The following is a 17,723-nucleotide window of genomic DNA, read 5'->3' as shown; positions in this document are numbered from 1 at the left end:
CGGCAGTGCAAATGAGGCGAGCAATTGCTTGGTTTTAATAGAAATAACCGATGCAATAGAGCCATTATTAACAGAATTCCCAAAACACAGACTGTGCATTACTAAATTGTTTCAAATCCAGGCTGATTTGGAATATTTAATAAATTCATCGAAGCCGTTCCAGTAGCTTCAACGGAATTTCCTTTCTTTAGCTCAAGCTCTCTCAGCATCTTCTTAACTTGAGCGATCACTAGGCGATCAGGGTCTTTTTGTAAGAGCGGTAGCAACGTTTGCATTGCCCTTGGAGATGCCATCCATAGATAGGATATCACCGCTTCTCGCACAAACCCTTTAGGATGACGCAAACAGGCGACTGCTTGCTCGCTGGTTAGGCTCCAGTGAGCTTGTTTTGCCAGATGAAAACAACAGGCGATCGCCCAATCTGATAAAAAATGCCGCAGGTCTAGCAATTGGCGCAAGCGATCGCTGGGTAGCGATCGCTGATCCTCAAAAATTTCTGATAAATTCCTCAGCTTTTCTTCCTCAGAATTGCGATCCAAAAGACTCAACAACGCTCGTTTATTTGGAATATCTAAGGTGTTATCCAAAATTTCTAAGCCGCGCGCCATATTGCTGCGAGAAGCAGACTGGAGATTAAACGCCGCTGCCTTAATTGCCCCAATGGGATACAAAAATTGCATCAATAAAAATAGTCTTTCCTGAGCATCTGTCAGCAACCCTTCCAGTGCCCGTTTTAGTAAATCTGCCTCCCGCATCCACATTGCTTGAGGCGATAAATCTAGCAACGCTGCATATATCTGACCCATAAACATTAGTTCTTGGTCAATCAGTTGTTCCACGCCACTTCGCCCCATTTGCTTTAAGGTACTTTCAATGCCAGCTTCGCCCGGTATTTCTAACAAAATTCTGAGGATGTTACGGCGATTATTTCCCCATGCCACTACTAGGTGAGAAATCAGTGCATCGAGAGCCTCTGAGGTGCCAATTAACCCGATCGCTTGCCATGCATGAAGCCGCACAATATCAGGCTTTTGCACATCTTCTGCCAGATCAATTAACATCGGCAATGCTTCGTTATGCAATCGTACCAATGCCTTGAGCGCAGCCTCCCGCGTAGATTTATACTGCAAGCCCCGCAGTAATGATGGATAAAATTCTTCTAAGTGAGTTGCCGCGATCGCATCCAGAATTGCCCACCTGACCCGCAGAGATTCATCCTGCAATAAATTAGGAATATAAATTCGGAGTGCTTGCAAATAGACCGCCTCCCCCAATGCCCGACAGCCCATCACCCGCTCTTTCTCAGATTTGTGAGTGAGCATTCGCCGCAAAGTATTAGTCGCCTCCGCCTTTTGAGTGGAATCACCCTGACGCATCATAAGTGAAGAAGCGGTGCCTCGTACCACCGGATCGACTTCCGACTTCAAATAAACGCGTAGGCGGCGAATGTCTGGGTCTTCTTCTGTAATCCAAGCAAATCGTAGCGCCAAAGCCAGTACATCAGCAGAAGGAGTTTGATCGATCAGGTCTTTTACCTCGCTGAGAGCCGCCGCACTGGGGTAAAGCAGCATTGCCTCCAAACTTTTTCGCTGGAGAGTCGGTGAAAAATTTATCAAGCGCGGGGCTAGTAGTTCGCAGGCACTTTTAGGATATACCTTACTCAAAAAATCAATACAGGATTCCTTCCGTTTTTCGGGTCCTGGCTTTTCAAGGGTTTCCAGCAGTTTTCGCCGCAGTTCAAGTTCATCCACATCCCGCGTCAGTTGTCCACGGTCTGCACTAATCACCAGAAGGTTGACATACTTTGCCCGCAGCAACAAAATCACTAGAACCCAAACCAATGACAGAACCAGCATGACTGGAAACAAAATATCGAGCTGGCGATCGCCCCCGAACCAACCCAATGCCAGCAACGCGATCCCCGTCACACCTGTAGACCACGGCTCCGCCACCCCTCGCACCATTGCCTGAACATGGCTCCGAACCCCTTCAGGAACCGGTTGAAACAATACCGGACCCACACTGGCGAATAGCGTATAGTGCAGCAGTTCATCATAAAATTTCAGAGCAAGCAGAATCAGAAACAGCGGTACTGTCCATTCCCACTGGCTGACCAATGGAGTTTGCCATGCCAAACTAGAAATCGCCAAAGCACTTAAGATGCCGATTCCACCGGGCAATAACAGCGAAGCAAAAAACACGCCGACCCGTTCGATCAGGCGGCTGGAAGCCAACCACTGCATACTCACTTCAAAAATGCCCAAGATGCCGTTAAAAACACCTAGGAATGCAGCGATTTGCCCTTCTGAGGTCGAAAACTCCTGCAACGCTCCCAAGAAGCGGAAATCAATCAGCAAGAACAGCACTTGGGACAAGATGAAAAACAAAAACAACAAAATTACGTAGCGACGCAAAGAACCCTGCATAGAGCGATTCGTTGAGAATTCCGAGGCTTGCTCCTCTGATCCCGATCGCCTGCGCAAAAAATCTGGAAATGCTTGTTGATAGGCATTACTCAGGTAAAAAAGGATGCCTGCCCCGATCGCCATCATGCCGCAAGACAGCAGCACCATATTTTCCAGGTTGCCCACCAGCTTGATCATGAAACCCAGGGAAAAGCCACTAATGACATCTGCCACTAAGATCCCACTGCTAATTAAGGGATAAGTGCGCTTAATTTCCCGAATATTAAATAACTGATTGGCTGTAATTGCTGTGTTTAAATCATTGAGAACATTCAGCGCCTCTACCCACAGCCGCATCAGAAAAATGGTGATTCCGACTGTACTCACCTTCCAAAACTCAAAGGGGTAAATTGCTTGGGCACTCAATCCCACCCAAAAAAGCAGCAGCGGAGCCGCCATCAGCAGCGCGATAATTACAATGACTCGGCGCAGCGGCAAAGTCTTTTGAAGCTGGGAATAGACAAAACTAAGCCCTGAGCCAATGCCTGCGCTGGCAATGTAAATCCAAGGCAGCCCCTCTGCTTTATATTCGCTCAGAAACAGATCGGCTGTGATTGCCTCTAACCAGACTAAGCCGATTGACGTTGTAGCATAAAAGGCAAACATTAAAAACGTTCGCTCTGCCTCTTCCGCCCGAAGGTTAAACCCCTGTAGCAGAGTTTGCCTCCAGCCGTCTTTAGAAAACCATTGATCAATTAGTCCCATTCACTCTGCCAGCCGTCGAGCATCACTTTAACTAGGGTGCCCTGAATGGGTTTCATTGTAGAGATGCAAACCTATTTCGTTGCAGAAATTTTAGTTGCTAAACTGCGATCGCCGGATTCATTGGCTACTTTTTAGGAGCCAATAGCATCATCATGTTGCGCCCTTCCTGCTTCGGAAATTGTTGAACTTCAGCAAATTCTTGCAGATCGTTGGCTAGTCGAGAAAGCAAATCTCTTGCCATGTCGCTGTGCTGAATTTCACGCCCCCGAAACATCACCGTTGCCTTAACCTTGTCGCCATCTTGCAAAAAGCGCTTTGCCTGATTGATTCGCACATCATAATCATGCTTCTCAATCTTGTAACGCATCTTCACTTCTTTGACTTCAACGTTGTGCTGCTTCTTCTTCGCTTCTTTCGCTTTCTTCTCTTGTTCAAACTTAAATTTGCCATAGTCAATGATTCGGCAAACGGGAGGCTCTGCCTTATCAGTCACCAAAACCAAATCCATTTCCTTTTCCTCGGCAAGCTCTAAGGCTTCACGAGGGGTCATAATCCCTAATTGAGAGTTGTCAGCACCAATGACTCGAATTTGAGGGAATCGAATTCGTTCATTGATAGTGGGTAAGTCGCGTGTCGGTCTATTTCCAGTCACAGGCAGTTTTAAAGAGGATAATGGATAGGCGATCGCAACAACAAACGAATTCGTATTATGGTTGCAACCTGGCTTTTAGCAGGGATCGAAGACAACAATGATTCATTAGAGAATCAAGGTGATTCCTTAGATCCTTGAACACATGATTGTATCTGACATTCTACCCACTCCGCTTTGTTTTCTGGGGATTGTTTATAAAATTTTCAATCAGATGATTATCTGAAACATCATTTGCGCGTTTTTCTGCACTCTAGAGACGGTTTTGTGGTGCAGACAAATTCACTGATTGTTATGATTTATGTACACAGTCAGTAAAAAGTAATGGCGATAACTCCGCTTTGGCAGCAGCAATTGGGGAATCAGCGAGATTGGATGTGGCGAGGGTGGCAAACGCGCTACACCTGTGTGCGCTCTGCTGGTTCTAGCTCAACGCCGATGCTCTTACTGCATGGGTTTGGTGGTTCCATTGGTCACTGGCGGCATAACTTACCGGAACTAGGACAGCAGCATACTGTTTATGCCGTAGATTTATTAGGGTTTGGTGCATCTGAAAAGGTGACTGCTTCCTTTGGCATTGAGCTATGGGTGGAGCAAGTGTATGATTTCTGGCGCATGTTTGTGAAGCAGCCTGTGATTTTAGTCGGAAATTCAATTGGCTCTTTAGTGGCGTTAGCCGCCGCCGCCGCCCATCCAGAAATGGTGAGTGGAATCGTGATGTTGAACTTGCCAGATGCATCGGTGTTGGAACTGCCTGCGCCAGTGAGTCGGGCGATCGCCTCACTCAAACCGCTTTCCCGTCCTGCCGTTGCCTTAACCAAGTGGATTGTGACTTTTCCACTCATCTTTGACGGAGTATTTTGGCTGGCACGTCATCCGCAGGCTATTCGCCTGTTTTGGGCACGCCAAGCTTATGCCGGAAAGTCTGCCGTGACGGATGAATTGGTGGATATGTTTTCGACTCCTGCCTACGATCGCAATGCGGTAAAAGCCTTAAGAGCAATGGTGCGATCGACCGCCAAACCCACGCGAGACTATACGGCAAAAGCAGTACTTCCGACTTTAACGATCCCCATGTTGTTGTTTTGGGGACTGAAAGACGTGATGGTGCCGCCTCAACTGGCAAAACTGTTTGTGAAATACAACCCAAATTTAAAGCTGGTAGAAATTGAAAACGCGGGACATTGCCCCCATGATGAATGCCCAGATCTCGTTAATCAAGAAATCTTGAACTGGATCAATGATTGGACAGGGGAAAAGGGAAATTAGTTCTGAGTTTTGAGTTTTGAGTTTTCGACACCCGCTATCTGAAACCCGAAACCTATCTATGAACCCGATTCACCCGTCGCATATTATTTCTCGGACTCAACCAAGCAACTTTAGAGAGTCGGTGTACAACGGCATTGTTATACCGTTGCGTTTCAGGAGTTAAAGACTGGCAGAAGAAATGCCATAACAATACCTCCAATTACAATGCCCTCAAGAACCTTCAAGACCAAACTAGAGTGCTTTATTTTGACCCCTTGAAACCAGGAACGTGGAGTATTCTCGCCTCGCGTTTTCCAATTAAACATTGATAGTAGTAAGGGCACTCCGCCGACCTTAGCGCCCATCAGTAGATGTAATGCAAGACTAATGAGCACACATACCCACGCCGCCAAATGGGCTAGATACCATTGACGATAAATTTCTCCAGCAGGAAGCCATTCTTCTTTCATCATTCGACCAGTTACCACAGCAAATGTTGCCGCAAGCAACATCAACGTATTTGCAAATCGGTGTACTGATATCCACCAAACCGGCTTGCCAAACTGTTTTAACTGACTGAAAGATTGCTCTTCGACTAGACGACGATAGCCAATATGAAAGCTGTACAGAGCAAAAACTGGTAGAAATAATAGGAACGTTAGGGCAATCGTGCCATGAATACCTTGAATATCTCCTATCGTGGGTAAGGTAAAACTACCCCAACGCTTGTCATAAGTGTTGTAGATCAAAAAGCCTGAAATCAAGGCTAAAACGAGCAATACGGCAGCACCACCATGCAATATTCGTAGTAAAATAGGCTGGTATGGACGAGTCCGCGACATATCCATGTTTCTTCTAATCAAAAGCTTCTGGAAGCATAGCAGAATCAGAACTTTTCCTGGAGGCTATGCAGCCTAACGCTCATTTCACAACTTTCACCTCAGTTCCCAAGCTGACCTTCTTGAAAAGCTGTTCGATGTCTGCGTTATACATGCGGATGCAGCCATGGGATACGGCTTTGCCGACAGACTTGGGATTGTCTGTGCCATGAAAGCCAATCCAGTTTTTCCCATCGCTCCAAAACCCTATCCAGTAACGTCCTAAGGGATTTTCTGGATCGCCACCCGGTATAACAATTCCTTTTTTGAGGGGATGAATCCACGTAGGATTGCGAAACATTTGTTTTACTTGAAAGGTGCCTCTAGGAGTCTCCCAGCCAGCACGCCCCACCGCGATCGCGTAGCTTTTGACTGCGATGCTACCTCGATATAAAGTTACCTGTCGGCGACTTAGTTTGATCTCTAGGCGCAAGGGTTGCTCTTGCTTGGGGGGTTGAAACGGCTCTGGACTGTATAGCGGCTTCAGTTCTAGGTTCGCAGGTGGCAACTCAAGCTCTAAATCTTGCAGTGGACTTTGTAAAGGTGCCGCCAGCGGATCAGGGGGAGCACTGGGAAGGGCGATCGCGGCTTCACCAGTTTGAACAGGGGCAAGGGCTGCAAAAGCGACTTGAGGCAGCGGCACTAGACCCACAATGCCGATTGTTACGATATCGCCAATAAGTTTAGACAGACGGTACATCGTCAGAAGCCATGAATCTTAAACAACCTATTTTCATCATATTCGAGTTATTTCAAACGGTCATAGCTTTACTCCTTTCGTCGTAGTTTTAGCCCTAATCCTAGAAACGCGATCGCTAAAGCACTCCCCGCCATTTCGGACGGTTCTGGTATGCTCTCGCAATTTCCAGGACAAAGTGGAGGGACAGAATCAGTTGGAGGAGCAGGAGCGGGGGCAGGACCGGGGACAGGTGGCAACTGCTTCAATTTGTAGGATATTGTGCCAACCAATCCTTGCTTCGTCACAGTATCTGGATAAGTCTCAAACCCTACATAAAAGCTCTTGCCAAGAACCGAGAAGCTGGTATCTGAAGTGGGGGGAATGACAACCAAACTTAAACCTACAAGAGCGTTGTTTTGAAAGTAAACCGACGGAAAACCAAACCCATAATCTACATCGTCCTTCTCTGAGTAGACCTTGCCCAGAAAATTGAATAGAACCGATAATTTATTTTGCTCCACAGTCGCACAAGTGAAGACGAAACTATTTTGACAAGGTTGTAGGGGTTGCGAGGCATCGTAGCTAAAGCTGCCTTGATAGGTTCCCTGATAATTTCCTTGAGTTACATCGACAGTCATCTCATAGGTTAATGTGGCTGCTTGAACGGGTTTAGAGGTCAAATACCCAAGGGAAATGGCTCCTGCCGTGATCGCGGGCACGGTTTTCAAAACTATAGCTACGGGTTCTAACATAAACGCCTTGGGGGAGATTAACGTTGAGAGAAAAGTTGAAAGCTTTGTAAGAACCTTAAGCAGCTTTCAAATCGCCCAAAGCTTTAAAGGCTGAACTTACCAAAGTTACAAAGGCTGAACTTACCAAAGTAGACGCAGTAGACGTACATCCCATCAAGTTTGTTTCTAGTGATGATTTGTTTTTCTACGCAATTCCTCATGCAGCCTAGCTAAGCTACAAGATGAGTGACCAGTAATCCTACTGGGACTTTATTAAGACTTCATAAGAATTTTCTCTTTGTTCATAGAAAATTTAGGAGTTTTTATCTTTTCTAAAATTTAAGGGATGCATTTCCGAAACTTTCCTTTTCTCGATCTATTTGTATTACAATACTACTTCTGTAGTGCGACTTGTTTGGCAACTTGACCATAAGGTTGCCCAGTATTTTGAAAAGTAGTTTTGCCTGTCAATCGGGCAACTCAACGAGCAATTTTACGATGCTGGTTGAGCCATTGCTGTGCTGATGCTTGGGGCAGAGGTGCGATCGCCCTTGAACAGTGTGAAGTGGCAATTCTATGGGGGAAAACTGACTAAATGGGGTCAGGGTTTGTTAGAGAGGCGTTATGGCGAAGTTTAAAGATGTCATTCTTTATTACCGCAACTACTGGCTGATTTCGCTTTTTAGTGTTGTGGCAATTAGTATTTTTGAGATTATTGATTTGTTTGTGCCCTATGCGATCGGGCAAATTTTGAATGTGTTGTCCAATCAGCCGGTCGATCGCCCGGTGCAAGGGATTGTGGAGATCGCGGCAAATGTGACGGGTCAACCTCAGAATCAGGCGTTGTCGTTAATTATTTTGGTGGGGCTGATTGGGGTTGTGTCGGTGGGTCGCGCACCCATTCAGCCGTGGCTAGGTGCTTGGTTTAACTGGGATACCGCGTTTCGGGCGCGGCGAGATTATGCCCGAAAATCTTTGGAAAAAGTCTTGACGCTACCCCTGGAATTTTATGACGAAAACAACCCAGGGCGCGTGGCTTCGCGGGTAGCAAAGGGATTAGCAAATCACACTTGGACTTATCCAGAGATCACGGGGCAATTAATCCCTAAGTTATTTCGCGTGGCGGGTATTTTTGTCGTGATTTGGCTGATCGACTGGAAAATTTCGTTGCTGCTACTGGTTTCTTTTGTAGGAATTATTAGTTTCAGTGCGTTTGGCTTAAAAAATCTGGCAGATCAAGAAGAGAAGCTAGATAAATACATGGAGGATACGGAAAGCCGCACGTCAGAAATTATTACCAACATCAAAACCGTGAAAGCGTTTGCCACTGAGTCGGAAGAGCTAAAACGACAGCAGCAAAGAATCGATCGCGAATTTAAGGTGTTGAATTATCGGATTCACAAAGGCTACGTGATTTTGGGCACCTATGAACGAACCATCGTTCAAACCTGTGTCTTTTTGGTGCTGGCGTGTACGCTGTGGGCAGCCGTGCAAAATCAGATTTCGATCGGGCATTTCATTACGGTTTTGACGGTTTCCAGCATGGCATATGCAGAAGTGGAACCCATTAGCCAACTGGCAGAAATATTTGCCCGTCGCTATGCTTCGATGATTCGGTTTCATGAATTTATGCAGCTTCCGGCAGGGAGGGATGCTGGCAATTTGGTGATTGATCCAGCATCGGCTCCAACGTATGACTTTACGGGCAAGGTGGAATTTTCCCATCTTACCTTCAGCTATAATCCGGGTCGTCCAGTGCTGCAAGATATCAATCTGCTGGTGGAGCCATATCAAACGGTGGCGCTGGTGGGGCGATCGGGGTCTGGCAAATCCACGCTAGTGAAGCTGCTATTTCGCTATTTTGAACCAGAGATCGGTGCTATTTTGATCGACGGCGAAGAGGTGCAGCGGTTGGATATTACGGCTTATCGCAAGCGGTTAGCGATCGTCCATCAGGAAGTTGATATTTTCAACGGGACGCTGCTGGAGAACCTCACCTATGGCAATCCCCAGGCGACGTTGGCGGAAGTTCAGGATGCGTGCCAAATTGCCCAGGCAGATGATTTTATTCGTCAAATGCCCAAAGGTTACGCGACCACCGTTGGGGAGCGAGGGGTGCGCCTATCGGGTGGGCAACGGCAGCGAGTGGGCATTGCCCGTGCCTTAATTATGAATCCAGATGTGCTGGTGTTTGATGAAGCGACTTCTAGTTTGGATTATGAGTCGGAGCGATCGATTCAATTGGCAATGCGATCGCTCCTTGGCACGCGAACCCTAATTATCATTGCTCATCGCCTCAGCACAGTGCGGGAAGCAGACAAAATTGTGGTGTTGGAACAGGGGCGGATTGTGGAAGTGGGTAGCCATGAGGAACTGCTCAATCACGGCGGCATGTATCAACGGCTGCACTCGCTACAAGAAACGGGGGACCTGTTGGCGTAATAGTCATTCCGTCATCCCTAATAGCTGGAGGGCTGCGGCGATCGCGTCGGCTTCTGGCGCGGGTTTGTCTTTTCGCCAACGCAAGATGCGGGGAAAGCGGACTGAAATGCTAGATTTATGGCGCTTAGATTGAGAAATTCCTTCAAAACCAATTTCAAACACATGGATGGGTTCCACTGATCGCACGGGTCCAAATTTCTCAATCGTATGGTTGCGAATCCACTTATCTAGCTCGTCAATTTCTTTGTTGTCTAAACCGGAGTAGGCTTTGGCGAAGGGCACCAGTTCATCTCCTTGCCACAGGGCAAACGTGTAGTCGGTAAACAGGTTTGCCCGTTTGCCGCTGCCTGCTTGGGCATAGATCAACACCGCATCCAATGACATCGGTTCAACTTTATATTTCCACCAGTAACCGCGTTTTCTGCCCACCAAATAGGGGCTATCCAGATCTTTGATCATCAAGCCTTCGGCTGCTTGATCACGGGCTTGCTCTCTCAGCGATCGCAGGTTTTTCAGCGATTCAATCGGCATTGTTTCGGATAGAGTCACTAGGGCTTGATTGGCAGTTTGCAGAGATTCTACGAGTCGGGAGCGGCGATCGCGCAAGGGCATTTCTCGAATATCCAGCCCTTCATATTCCAACAAATCGTAGGCAATCAAGTGCGCTGGATTCTCCTGCATCATTTTTTGGGTCACCCGCTTTCTGCCTAACCGCTTTTGCAGATGGTTGAAACTGAGGGGGCGATCGCCCTGCCAGCAGACAATCTCGCCATCAAACACCAATCCATCAGGTAAGGCTAAAAAGCCTTGGGCAAGTTCGGGAAATTGCTCGGTAATCAAATCTTCGCCCCGCGACCAAATGAAAACTTCTCCATTGCGGCGAATGATTTGCGCCCGAATACCATCCCATTTCCACTCAGCCTGCCACCGCTCAAAAGACTCTAATGCAAACTTATCTTCTTCTAGCGACGATGCTAGAAAAAATGGGTAGGGCTGACTGGGGGCACGCGCCGATTCTTCCTGTTGGATCAGTTGGGTGTAAGCGGCGATCGAGGGTACAAAATCGCCCATCAACCGATGCGCCAACACCGCTTCTGATACACCCGATGCTGCCGCCAATCCTTTAATCACCAGCTTGGTGGAAACTCCCACCCGAAAGGCTCCCGATAGCACCTTATTCAACACAAACACTTCCACAGAATTGAGCGAAAACCACCAGGAAATCACGAGTTCTTTGAGAGCTAGATCTGATTCCACTGTTTTGATCTGGGGAATAATTTCTTCCATCCACTGGTGCAAAGGAAAATGCGACGTGGAATGGGAAGGAAGCGTAGAAGGTAACAACAGGGCAATGACTTCGGCAGTGTCGCCCACTTGGGCGTAGCAGTCTTCAAACAACCATTCGGGAATGTCGGAGATTTGTAGAAAGATATCGCGCAGCATCCGAGAGGTGATCAGTCGCTTGCGAGTTTTCCCCAACAGTAAATACAGCGCCCACACTGCATTCTGAGCTTCTTCTGCTTGAAAGTAGGCTTGCAACGCCCGAACTTTTTCGTTCGTTGAGGTGGTGGCATCCACTTGCTGAAACAACTGCGTAAACCGCTGCATACCTTCCTGCTACTAGACGCTGCTATCCATGGAACCCTAAATGCTGGTGAAGTCGATCGCTTCGTACAGGTCTGCGACTTGAATCTAACACTCAAAAGCGCTAAAAGATAGCGTAATCATTGGATCATCGTATTCCGAGAACAGCCATTGATTGACGGCAGTTTTCACATGATGTTCAACGTGAATACGATGTTGATCGACCAACAGATATTCCTGAAAAGTTGGAATAGTACGATAGGCGGCAAATTTTTCGCTGCGGTCATAGTTTTGAGTCGATTTGGATAGCACTTCAGCCATGAAGCAAGGATTTAGGATCGTATCTTTGCGTCCCGTTTGCAGCTCCAGCGGCTTGGGCACCACCATCACATCCGGGTAAGTATAGAGATTGACTGCTGGAATCCGTAGCCGCTGGTCTGCGTAGAAAATCCGATAGTCTTTTCCCTTAAGAGCAGATTTAAGCAGGATATAGAGATTTCCAGAAATATCGTTGTGGTTAGGGGTGCCGCCAGTCATGGGAATGATGTCTCCATCGCGATATTCGCTGCGTGTTTCAGCCGCAAGTTCCAGTTCCAGATACTCTTCAGCGGTATAGATTCTTTTCTCAATTTGAGTAATCATGGCATTTTCATTCCCAAGGCTTTATGGGCAGTTCGGTAGTGTCATTATGTAAAGGATGGAGAAAAAGAAACCATCTGCTCCCGTCGCAATTGCTCTCGAATCTTTTGATTGTAGTGATGAATGAAATTCCAAATCGCTCCAATGTGATTCTCTAACTTCTTCGAGAACGATAAAGTTTGGCGCACTAAGCGTGAAATGCGTTGTCGTAACGTGTTATTCAACCGCTCAATATACAGCGGTTTGCAGACTCATGAGGGACAGTAGCAGCAGTGGGCAAACCAGTTTCGCAAATGCTTCGGATTCATTAAATCCATCGCCGTTGCAATCAGCGTATCGACCCGTTTCGAGGTCGTCGGCGAGAACTGCCTTAAGAAGGCTTTTAACTGCGACCACCAGTGTTCTATGGGGTTAAATTCCGGGGAGTAAGGAGACAGGTACAGCACCCTTGCGCCAACCGCTTCAATTAGAGGTGCTATCGCGTCTACTTTGTGGGTCGGCAGATTGTCCATGACCACAACAGCCCCTTGCCAGAGTTGGGGCACAAGACACTGGGAGACATAGACTTCAAAGGCAGCCGCGTCCATCGAAGCATCCATTGTCATTACAGCCAGGACTTTTGAGACCGAGATCGCACCAATGACACTCACCTTACTACCGCGATAAAAGGGTTTGAAGTCGTAAGCTCGTGCTCCAGACCTTGCACGGGCATGCGTTCGCATCAGTCCCAGCAAAACTCCCATCTCATCAAGAAACACTAAGTCCTTGAGGTCTACCCCCTTGACTTGGGTCCAATACTCCGCTCTTAAGCGTTGTACGCGTTCGCTCGTCGCTTGGTGGGCGCGGAGTGTTTTTTTTGGCGTGGTAAATCTAGTCGCTGGAATGTCCGACACATGGTGCTTTGGCTTACCCATAGTCCAGTCGCATCAAACAATAACTCACAGTATTCTGCCAAGGTCGCATCGGTCTGTTGCTCGAAGATCGCCATCAACTGATCTTGATGCTCCATCACCGCACTCACCGACCCACCCTGCTTGCGTGGCACCACATGACCTTCTGTCCGCTTCTGAGTGACCCACCGCTCGACACAGTTTTTGCTGACACAGAAGCGCTGCGCTACTTTTCTGAAAGAGCTATCTCCTTGTTCAATCGCACTGACAACTCGTTCTCGCAAGTCGATGGAATACGGCTTCATTCGTTACCTTCTTTTGCACCACTTTAGTGTCCCCTATCTGAACGCAAACCGCTGTAGCTGGTTAACCCAGAATCCTTGTCTACTGCAAAATGTCGTTTGCTCGGTAGCACACAGGCATAGGCTTCCCAGTGGTCGGTGTAGATCCGGGCATATTGTCGATAGCGGCGCGGCAGGCTATCCCATAGGGCTTGCGCTGACTCGGCAGAACGATCACCGACATGACACCCAATGATTTCGCGGGTCGCTACATCCATTGCTAACCAAACCCATTGTTTATTGCCTTTGTCATCCACCAAAGACCACAACTCATCCATCTGAACCGTCAACCTTGCGGTTGTTTTGGGCAGCACCTCAGCTTGTTGGCGCACCTGCTCATAGGTCTGATTGACGTACTGTTGCAACCAACTTTCCGACAGCTTCAGGACTCTAGCAATCCCCGCTAAAGGAATCCGCTCTAGCAATAACCGATCAATTAGAGCCTTGGTATCTTGATCCTTGGGCTTCCACTGGGGATCTTCGACAAACTGACGACCACAGTCTCGGCATTTATGGTTTTGCTTGCCCCGGCGAGTTGTCCCGTTTTTCATGATGTCATCCGATCCACAATTCGGACAGATTAAGTATGGTTTCATGGTTGATCTCGGTTTACTTAAGCCGTTGGCTCTATTTTCCCTCACCCTTTACGAAAAAGCACTACCGGCAGTTCTTTTTTCACCATTATCGTGCTTAGCATTCGTAAAGAGATTTAATTTAGGTTGCTACAAAACAAGGAACTGTGCCAATTTGGAACTAAATAATGTGTAGAGCAAGCAGATAATGGCAGGATACAAGGACTACAAAAGTGTCACTGAATTTCCATTGAATACTGACGATTTGCAGCGCGAAGAGTTAGAAACATCCTATAAAGAATTGCGTGATTCCTATAAGAGTTTAACGATTAGCCGTGGTCAGCTTGTTCGTCGCCAAACAGAAGCCAAGCAAAATCTGGTCAGCATGAATCAAAAACTGCAAATGTTAGGCAGTACTCTTGAAGTAGTTCAACAAGAAAAGCAAAGGCTCCAAAACGCCTTAGTTCACAGTTCAGAGATGCGAAGTCAGGTAGAAAATTGGGGTAACGATTTGGCAGGTCAAGTAGATGCCCTGACTGACCAGATGCAAGCAACTACAAAACTCCTAGAAACATTTGAGTCTGCTTATGAGGAAGTCAAGGCTGAAGGAGGCATTTTCACGATTTGGCAGCGATTCACACGTTTATTAACTGCCGCAAACCGCTTGCTCAACACCGATATCAGTACAATAGTCCCAAAAGCTCACCCGATAGGCTCTGCGAAACCTGAAGAGTGGACTGATGAAACACCCGCGAATATCAATCGATCTTTATTAGATAACCAGTAGGCATGGGTAAATTAACAGATTCTCTTAAGGACGCAACTCAGAAGATGAGTGACCTTAAGCACGGCATTCATGAAATGCAGCAGTTGGGACGTGATTTAGCCGATAATACGCTCGAAGTTGCCGATGCTGCTTTGCGTACTGGCTATGCTTACGCTAAGGCTGAAACTGGTAAGACAGGTGAAAAAACAGAGCGGTTGCTTGGTCTAAACCCAAAGATGTTGGATGCTGACCAACTTAATCAAACGACCTGTTGGACGCAAAAACTTCTCGAAGCTCGATTTGGCAGCTTTAACGCTACGTATCAATATCTACGCGACGTTCACAATATTCAAGTTAAGCATCGAAGTTGGAAAAAACTAGTTGATATATTTAATGGCAACTTAGATGCTCGATCGCCGGAGCAGCGGTTAGCCAGTCTTGAACAACTCTTCTCGCAACAAGAGCAGCGAATTAGTCAGCTAGAAATAAAATTACTAGAACTCACTCACTGCCTTGGTCAAGTGCTTTAACTGCTTGGACTGATCGTAGTGAAGAGCGATCGCCCAGAACTATTCCATCCCAATGCTGCCAACCAAATCAGCACCCGTCCATTCTAGGGTATCGCCGATCGCGTCCCCGGTGTGATATGCCGCCAGTAGGACTTCACTGGTTTTACCCCAGGCGATCGCGCCCGTTGCATCCAGACCGATTGCACCCAAATCGCACTGATTTTTGTGGGCTTCAGTGAAGGAGCGATCGAAGGCTTGGTGTAGGGTCATGCCATCTGCCACCCGCACCGCAATCCGGGCTGCCAAGCACTGGTTGATAATGTCTTCGCCAATGCCCGTGCAGCTAATTCCTGCTTGAGCCGTGGCATAGTTACCCGCAGGCATGGCAGAATCGCTGACCCGCCCAATCCGTTCAAACCCTTTGCCACCTGTGGAAGTACCTGCCACCACACGCCCTTCTCCATCCAATATGACTACGCCAATCGTGCCGCGTCCGGCTTCGCTATCCACCAATTCTTTTTCGGCAACGACCCCTGCCATCTCGCGCGAAAAGTTGCCTGCCCGTTCCTGTATCCATTCCTGGAGGCGGATTTCGGTCGTCGGATCATAGGATGGCAAGCCCAGTTCGCGCAGAAACTCCAGTGCGCCATAGTCGGACAGGACGCGATCGCTCGATTCTTGCAATTTCAACGCGAGATCAATCGGATGCTGCACCCGCGACACATTGATCACGCCACTAAATCGCTGTGCTGTGCCATCCATTAGCGCTGCACTCATGCGAATTTGCCCATCCGATTGCAGCACCGATCCCGTGCCCGCATTAAATCGAGCATCATCTTCCAATAGCTGGCAGCCCCGCACCACCGCATCCACCGCAGAAGCCCCTGCCACCAACATTGGATACACCTCTTCCAGCACGGCATGAAGCGATCGCCGGACTGACTCCACTCCACCTTTGCCTTTGAGGGAACTGCCCGCGCCGCCATGAATAATAATTTTCGGTTGCACCCGCTCAGCCAACATGCCTTAATCTCCTAGTCGTCACTCGTGCTTGCTTCCGATCGCCGCTTACGACAGCGATCGGAACAATACTTTACTTCATCCCAGCAATCTTCCCATTTTTTACGCCAAGTAAAAGGACGCTGGCATACCGGACAGATTTTTGTGGGCAAATTTGATTTAGAAACACCGCGTGGCATGGTTAAGGAAATATAGAGCTTTGAATGGTGAGTTTTGAGTTGAGGAAAATGCTTAAAATTGAGAATGAATAGGCTCACCGTCAGTTTAGTACAGTAAAACTGAAGTAATACTCTTGCCTCAACGACTTTGCCTCTCAACAACTTTGCTTCTTTAAGAGGTTTGTCAATTTCATTTGATTAAGTTGTTTCCCCATTCGTCATTTGCCATTCGCCACTCGCCATTTTTTCATGCTTCCTTCTCTAGCCTCTGTTCGGATTATTCTTGTTGAGCCTGCTGGGGCACGAAATATTGGCTCTGTGGCGCGAGTGATGAAGAATATGAGGTTGCACCATCTGACGTTGGTGAATCCGCAATGTGATCACTTGGAGGAAGAAGCGCAACATATGGCAGTTCACGCAAAAGTATTATTGGAATCGGCGCAGGTGGTGCAAACGATTCCAGAAGGATTAGTGGGCTGCCAACGAGCGATCGCCACCCTAGGTAGACCCTACGCCGCCACCATCCCCGAACATCCCCGCGAAGCTCTTCCTTGGCTTGTGGAGACTGACCTACAACCCAACAGCACCGCTCTCATTTTTGGCCCCGAAGACCGAGGACTCAGCAACGACGAATTGAGCCATGCTCACCGATTCATCACCATTCCCGCCAATCCTGTTTATCCCTCCCTCAACTTGGCGCAGGCAGTCGGAATTTGCTGCTATGAGCTACACGAAGCCGTCCGCAATCCGCAGTCAGCAGCGTTAAACCTCCCGAACTCGGAACTTAGAATATCTCCTGGGTCAACACTGGGCGAACAAAACTTTCCATCGCCTGCTCCGATTAACGAACTGGAAGGCTTTTACCAGCATCTCCAATCGCTTCTCCTCAACATTGGCTACCTGCAAACCCACACTGCCAGCAGTCGAATGAAAAAGTTTCGGCGGTTATTGAATCGGGCAATGCCATCCAGTGACGAGGTGACCATGCTGCGGGGGATTTTGAGCCAGATGCAGTGGGCAGCCAGAACGCGATCGCCCGATTCAGAAAAAGACAATTAAATGGCTACTCTGGCTTCAAATCGGGTTTTGTCGCACTTGAATCAACTACATCTCTCGGAAAGCCGCTAATCAAGCCACTTTCAATCATCAAACCAACGCCCGTATTGACAACGACCAAGCTAAGGGTGCCCAGCCAAAACCAGGGCTGACCGGAGCCTTTGTGAATCACCGCTTCTCCCAATAAGCAAAGCCCCATGGGAAATAGCAACACGCCTGCTTGAGCTTTAAGATACCAAACTAATTTTTTGTTCATGAGTCGAAATGAATAGGAAAAACGCTTGAGTTATTTTCTTATGAAAGAGAAGCGCGATCGCCTGTTTCCCGAATAAAAATCGCCGTCATAAAGCTTGGGTAAACTTCCGAAATGATTCAACGTCGGGCTGTATTT

General features: G+C 47.8%; 18 protein-coding genes and 2 pseudogenes. 6 read left to right on the top strand and 14 right to left on the bottom strand.

The genetic code is table 11. The annotated features are described in order from the left end of the window. Positions 1 to 101: 101 nt before the first annotated feature. Together AC1S5B_RS07145 and infC are read right to left on the bottom strand one after the other, a co-directional pair. The gene (locus AC1S5B_RS07145) at positions 102 to 3,170 is read right to left on the bottom strand and encodes a HEAT repeat domain-containing protein (protein ID WP_482034987.1); all 3,069 of its coding nucleotides are present in this window, start codon (positions 3,168 to 3,170) and stop codon (positions 102 to 104) included. A gap of 124 nt (positions 3,171 to 3,294) precedes the next feature. Then, on the bottom strand, positions 3,295 to 3,822 hold the full coding sequence (gene infC / locus AC1S5B_RS07140) for a translation initiation factor IF-3 (protein ID WP_482034986.1): 528 nt from the start codon (positions 3,820 to 3,822) through the stop codon (positions 3,295 to 3,297). A gap of 321 nt (positions 3,823 to 4,143) precedes the next feature. Here infC and AC1S5B_RS07135 point away from each other — a divergent pair, with 321 nt between their 5' ends. Beyond that, on the top strand, positions 4,144 to 5,088 hold the full coding sequence (locus AC1S5B_RS07135; RefSeq protein WP_482034985.1) for an alpha/beta fold hydrolase: 945 nt from the start codon (positions 4,144 to 4,146) through the stop codon (positions 5,086 to 5,088). Between the two features lie 152 nt (positions 5,089 to 5,240). Here AC1S5B_RS07135 and AC1S5B_RS07130 read toward each other — a convergent pair whose 3' ends face one another. The 3 genes from AC1S5B_RS07130 to AC1S5B_RS07120 all read right to left on the bottom strand — a co-directional run bounded on the left by AC1S5B_RS07130 (position 5,241) and on the right by AC1S5B_RS07120 (position 7,376). Beyond that, on the bottom strand, positions 5,241 to 5,909 hold the full coding sequence (locus AC1S5B_RS07130) for a cytochrome b/b6 domain-containing protein (RefSeq protein ID WP_482034984.1): 669 nt from the start codon (positions 5,907 to 5,909) through the stop codon (positions 5,241 to 5,243). A 79-nt stretch (positions 5,910 to 5,988) separates the two neighbouring features. Next, positions 5,989 to 6,645 (bottom strand): L,D-transpeptidase, encoded by a 657-nt coding sequence (locus AC1S5B_RS07125; protein ID WP_482034983.1) that lies wholly within the window; start codon positions 6,643 to 6,645, stop codon positions 5,989 to 5,991. Positions 6,646 to 6,713: 68 nt separating this feature from the next. Further along, the gene (locus AC1S5B_RS07120) at positions 6,714 to 7,376 is read right to left on the bottom strand and encodes a hypothetical protein (RefSeq protein ID WP_482034982.1); all 663 of its coding nucleotides are present in this window, start codon (positions 7,374 to 7,376) and stop codon (positions 6,714 to 6,716) included. Positions 7,377 to 7,815: 439 nt separating this feature from the next. On the opposite strand from AC1S5B_RS07120, the gene AC1S5B_RS07115 reads away from it, so the two are divergent. Beyond that, on the top strand, positions 7,816 to 7,950 hold the full coding sequence (locus tag AC1S5B_RS07115) for a hypothetical protein (RefSeq protein ID WP_482034981.1): 135 nt from the start codon (positions 7,816 to 7,818) through the stop codon (positions 7,948 to 7,950). A 29-nt stretch (positions 7,951 to 7,979) separates the two neighbouring features. Next, positions 7,980 to 9,797, top strand: a complete 1,818-nt coding sequence (locus AC1S5B_RS07110; protein WP_482034980.1) for an ABC transporter ATP-binding protein — start codon at positions 7,980 to 7,982, stop codon at positions 9,795 to 9,797. A 3-nt stretch (positions 9,798 to 9,800) separates the two neighbouring features. Here the strand turns inward: AC1S5B_RS07110 and AC1S5B_RS07105 are convergent, their stop codons facing one another. The 6 genes and pseudogenes from AC1S5B_RS07105 to AC1S5B_RS07080 all read right to left on the bottom strand — a co-directional run. After that, positions 9,801 to 11,405, bottom strand: coding sequence for an ATP-dependent DNA ligase (locus AC1S5B_RS07105; protein WP_482034979.1), 1,605 nt, complete (start codon positions 11,403 to 11,405; stop codon positions 9,801 to 9,803). A gap of 84 nt (positions 11,406 to 11,489) precedes the next feature. Further along, positions 11,490 to 12,023, bottom strand: a complete 534-nt coding sequence (locus AC1S5B_RS07100; RefSeq protein ID WP_482034978.1) for a Uma2 family endonuclease — start codon at positions 12,021 to 12,023, stop codon at positions 11,490 to 11,492. A 44-nt stretch (positions 12,024 to 12,067) separates the two neighbouring features. Beyond that, positions 12,068 to 12,256, bottom strand: a pseudogene (locus AC1S5B_RS07095) (IS1 family transposase); the annotation flags it as partial. A 15-nt stretch (positions 12,257 to 12,271) separates the two neighbouring features. Continuing rightward, a complete protein-coding gene (locus tag AC1S5B_RS07090; protein WP_482034977.1) occupies positions 12,272 to 12,934 on the bottom strand; it encodes an IS630 family transposase in 663 nt (220 codons plus the stop codon). Further along, positions 12,826 to 13,215, bottom strand: a complete 390-nt coding sequence (locus AC1S5B_RS07085; RefSeq protein WP_482034976.1) for a helix-turn-helix domain-containing protein — start codon at positions 13,213 to 13,215, stop codon at positions 12,826 to 12,828. Before AC1S5B_RS07085 ends, AC1S5B_RS07090 begins: the two co-directional genes overlap by 109 nt. Positions 13,216 to 13,268: 53 nt before the next feature. Beyond that, positions 13,269 to 13,847: pseudogene (locus tag AC1S5B_RS07080) on the bottom strand (IS1 family transposase); the annotation flags it as partial. 184 nt (positions 13,848 to 14,031) lie between these two features. On the opposite strand from AC1S5B_RS07080, the gene AC1S5B_RS07075 reads away from it, so the two are divergent. Further along, complete coding sequence (locus tag AC1S5B_RS07075) at positions 14,032 to 14,610, top strand: hypothetical protein (RefSeq protein ID WP_482034975.1); 579 nt, start codon at positions 14,032 to 14,034, stop codon at positions 14,608 to 14,610. A gap of 2 nt (positions 14,611 to 14,612) precedes the next feature. Then, the gene (locus AC1S5B_RS07070) at positions 14,613 to 15,119 is read left to right on the top strand and encodes a hypothetical protein (protein WP_482034974.1); all 507 of its coding nucleotides are present in this window, start codon (positions 14,613 to 14,615) and stop codon (positions 15,117 to 15,119) included. A 39-nt stretch (positions 15,120 to 15,158) separates the two neighbouring features. Here the strand turns inward: AC1S5B_RS07070 and AC1S5B_RS07065 are convergent, their stop codons facing one another. Then, a complete protein-coding gene (locus AC1S5B_RS07065; protein WP_482034973.1) occupies positions 15,159 to 16,121 on the bottom strand; it encodes an isoaspartyl peptidase/L-asparaginase in 963 nt (320 codons plus the stop codon). A gap of 11 nt (positions 16,122 to 16,132) precedes the next feature. Next, positions 16,133 to 16,297, bottom strand: a complete 165-nt coding sequence (locus tag AC1S5B_RS07060; protein ID WP_482036605.1) for a DUF2256 domain-containing protein — start codon at positions 16,295 to 16,297, stop codon at positions 16,133 to 16,135. 228 nt (positions 16,298 to 16,525) lie between these two features. Between AC1S5B_RS07060 and AC1S5B_RS07055 the strand changes: the two genes are divergently transcribed. Next, positions 16,526 to 17,335, top strand: coding sequence for an RNA methyltransferase (locus AC1S5B_RS07055; protein WP_482034972.1), 810 nt, complete (start codon positions 16,526 to 16,528; stop codon positions 17,333 to 17,335). Positions 17,336 to 17,339: 4 nt separating this feature from the next. Here AC1S5B_RS07055 and AC1S5B_RS07050 read toward each other — a convergent pair whose 3' ends face one another. Then, the gene (locus AC1S5B_RS07050; RefSeq protein ID WP_482034971.1) at positions 17,340 to 17,588 is read right to left on the bottom strand and encodes a hypothetical protein; all 249 of its coding nucleotides are present in this window, start codon (positions 17,586 to 17,588) and stop codon (positions 17,340 to 17,342) included. Positions 17,589 to 17,723: the final 135 nt, after the last annotated feature.

Source organism: Leptolyngbya sp. CALU 1928 (genome assembly GCF_056784215.1).
Note: the sequence above shows the minus strand (reverse complement) of the source record. Positions and strands in the feature narration are given on the sequence as shown.

Excerpts from the sequence above, each read along its gene's own strand:
- AC1S5B_RS07070 (WP_482034974.1), top strand. The coding sequence starts at position 14,613 with ATGGGTAAATTAACAGATTCTCTTAAGGACGCAACTCAGAAGATGAGT.
- AC1S5B_RS07135 (WP_482034985.1), top strand. The coding sequence starts at position 4,144 with ATGGCGATAACTCCGCTTTGGCAGCAGCAATTGGGGAATCAGCGAGAT.
- AC1S5B_RS07100 (WP_482034978.1), bottom strand. The coding sequence starts at position 12,023 with ATGATTACTCAAATTGAGAAAAGAATCTATACCGCTGAAGAGTATCTG.
- AC1S5B_RS07055 (WP_482034972.1), top strand. The coding sequence starts at position 16,526 with ATGCTTCCTTCTCTAGCCTCTGTTCGGATTATTCTTGTTGAGCCTGCT.
- AC1S5B_RS07065 (WP_482034973.1), bottom strand. The coding sequence starts at position 16,121 with ATGTTGGCTGAGCGGGTGCAACCGAAAATTATTATTCATGGCGGCGCG.
- AC1S5B_RS07075 (WP_482034975.1), top strand. The coding sequence starts at position 14,032 with ATGGCAGGATACAAGGACTACAAAAGTGTCACTGAATTTCCATTGAAT.
- AC1S5B_RS07130 (WP_482034984.1), bottom strand. The coding sequence starts at position 5,909 with ATGTCGCGGACTCGTCCATACCAGCCTATTTTACTACGAATATTGCAT.
- AC1S5B_RS07145 (WP_482034987.1), bottom strand. The coding sequence starts at position 3,170 with ATGGGACTAATTGATCAATGGTTTTCTAAAGACGGCTGGAGGCAAACT.
- AC1S5B_RS07105 (WP_482034979.1), bottom strand. The coding sequence starts at position 11,405 with ATGCAGCGGTTTACGCAGTTGTTTCAGCAAGTGGATGCCACCACCTCA.
- AC1S5B_RS07050 (WP_482034971.1), bottom strand. The coding sequence starts at position 17,588 with ATGAACAAAAAATTAGTTTGGTATCTTAAAGCTCAAGCAGGCGTGTTG.
- AC1S5B_RS07085 (WP_482034976.1), bottom strand. The coding sequence starts at position 13,215 with ATGAAGCCGTATTCCATCGACTTGCGAGAACGAGTTGTCAGTGCGATT.
- AC1S5B_RS07110 (WP_482034980.1), top strand. The coding sequence starts at position 7,980 with ATGGCGAAGTTTAAAGATGTCATTCTTTATTACCGCAACTACTGGCTG.
- AC1S5B_RS07090 (WP_482034977.1), bottom strand. The coding sequence starts at position 12,934 with ATGGGTAAGCCAAAGCACCATGTGTCGGACATTCCAGCGACTAGATTT.
- AC1S5B_RS07125 (WP_482034983.1), bottom strand. The coding sequence starts at position 6,645 with ATGTACCGTCTGTCTAAACTTATTGGCGATATCGTAACAATCGGCATT.
- AC1S5B_RS07060 (WP_482036605.1), bottom strand. The coding sequence starts at position 16,297 with ATGCCACGCGGTGTTTCTAAATCAAATTTGCCCACAAAAATCTGTCCG.
- AC1S5B_RS07120 (WP_482034982.1), bottom strand. The coding sequence starts at position 7,376 with ATGTTAGAACCCGTAGCTATAGTTTTGAAAACCGTGCCCGCGATCACG.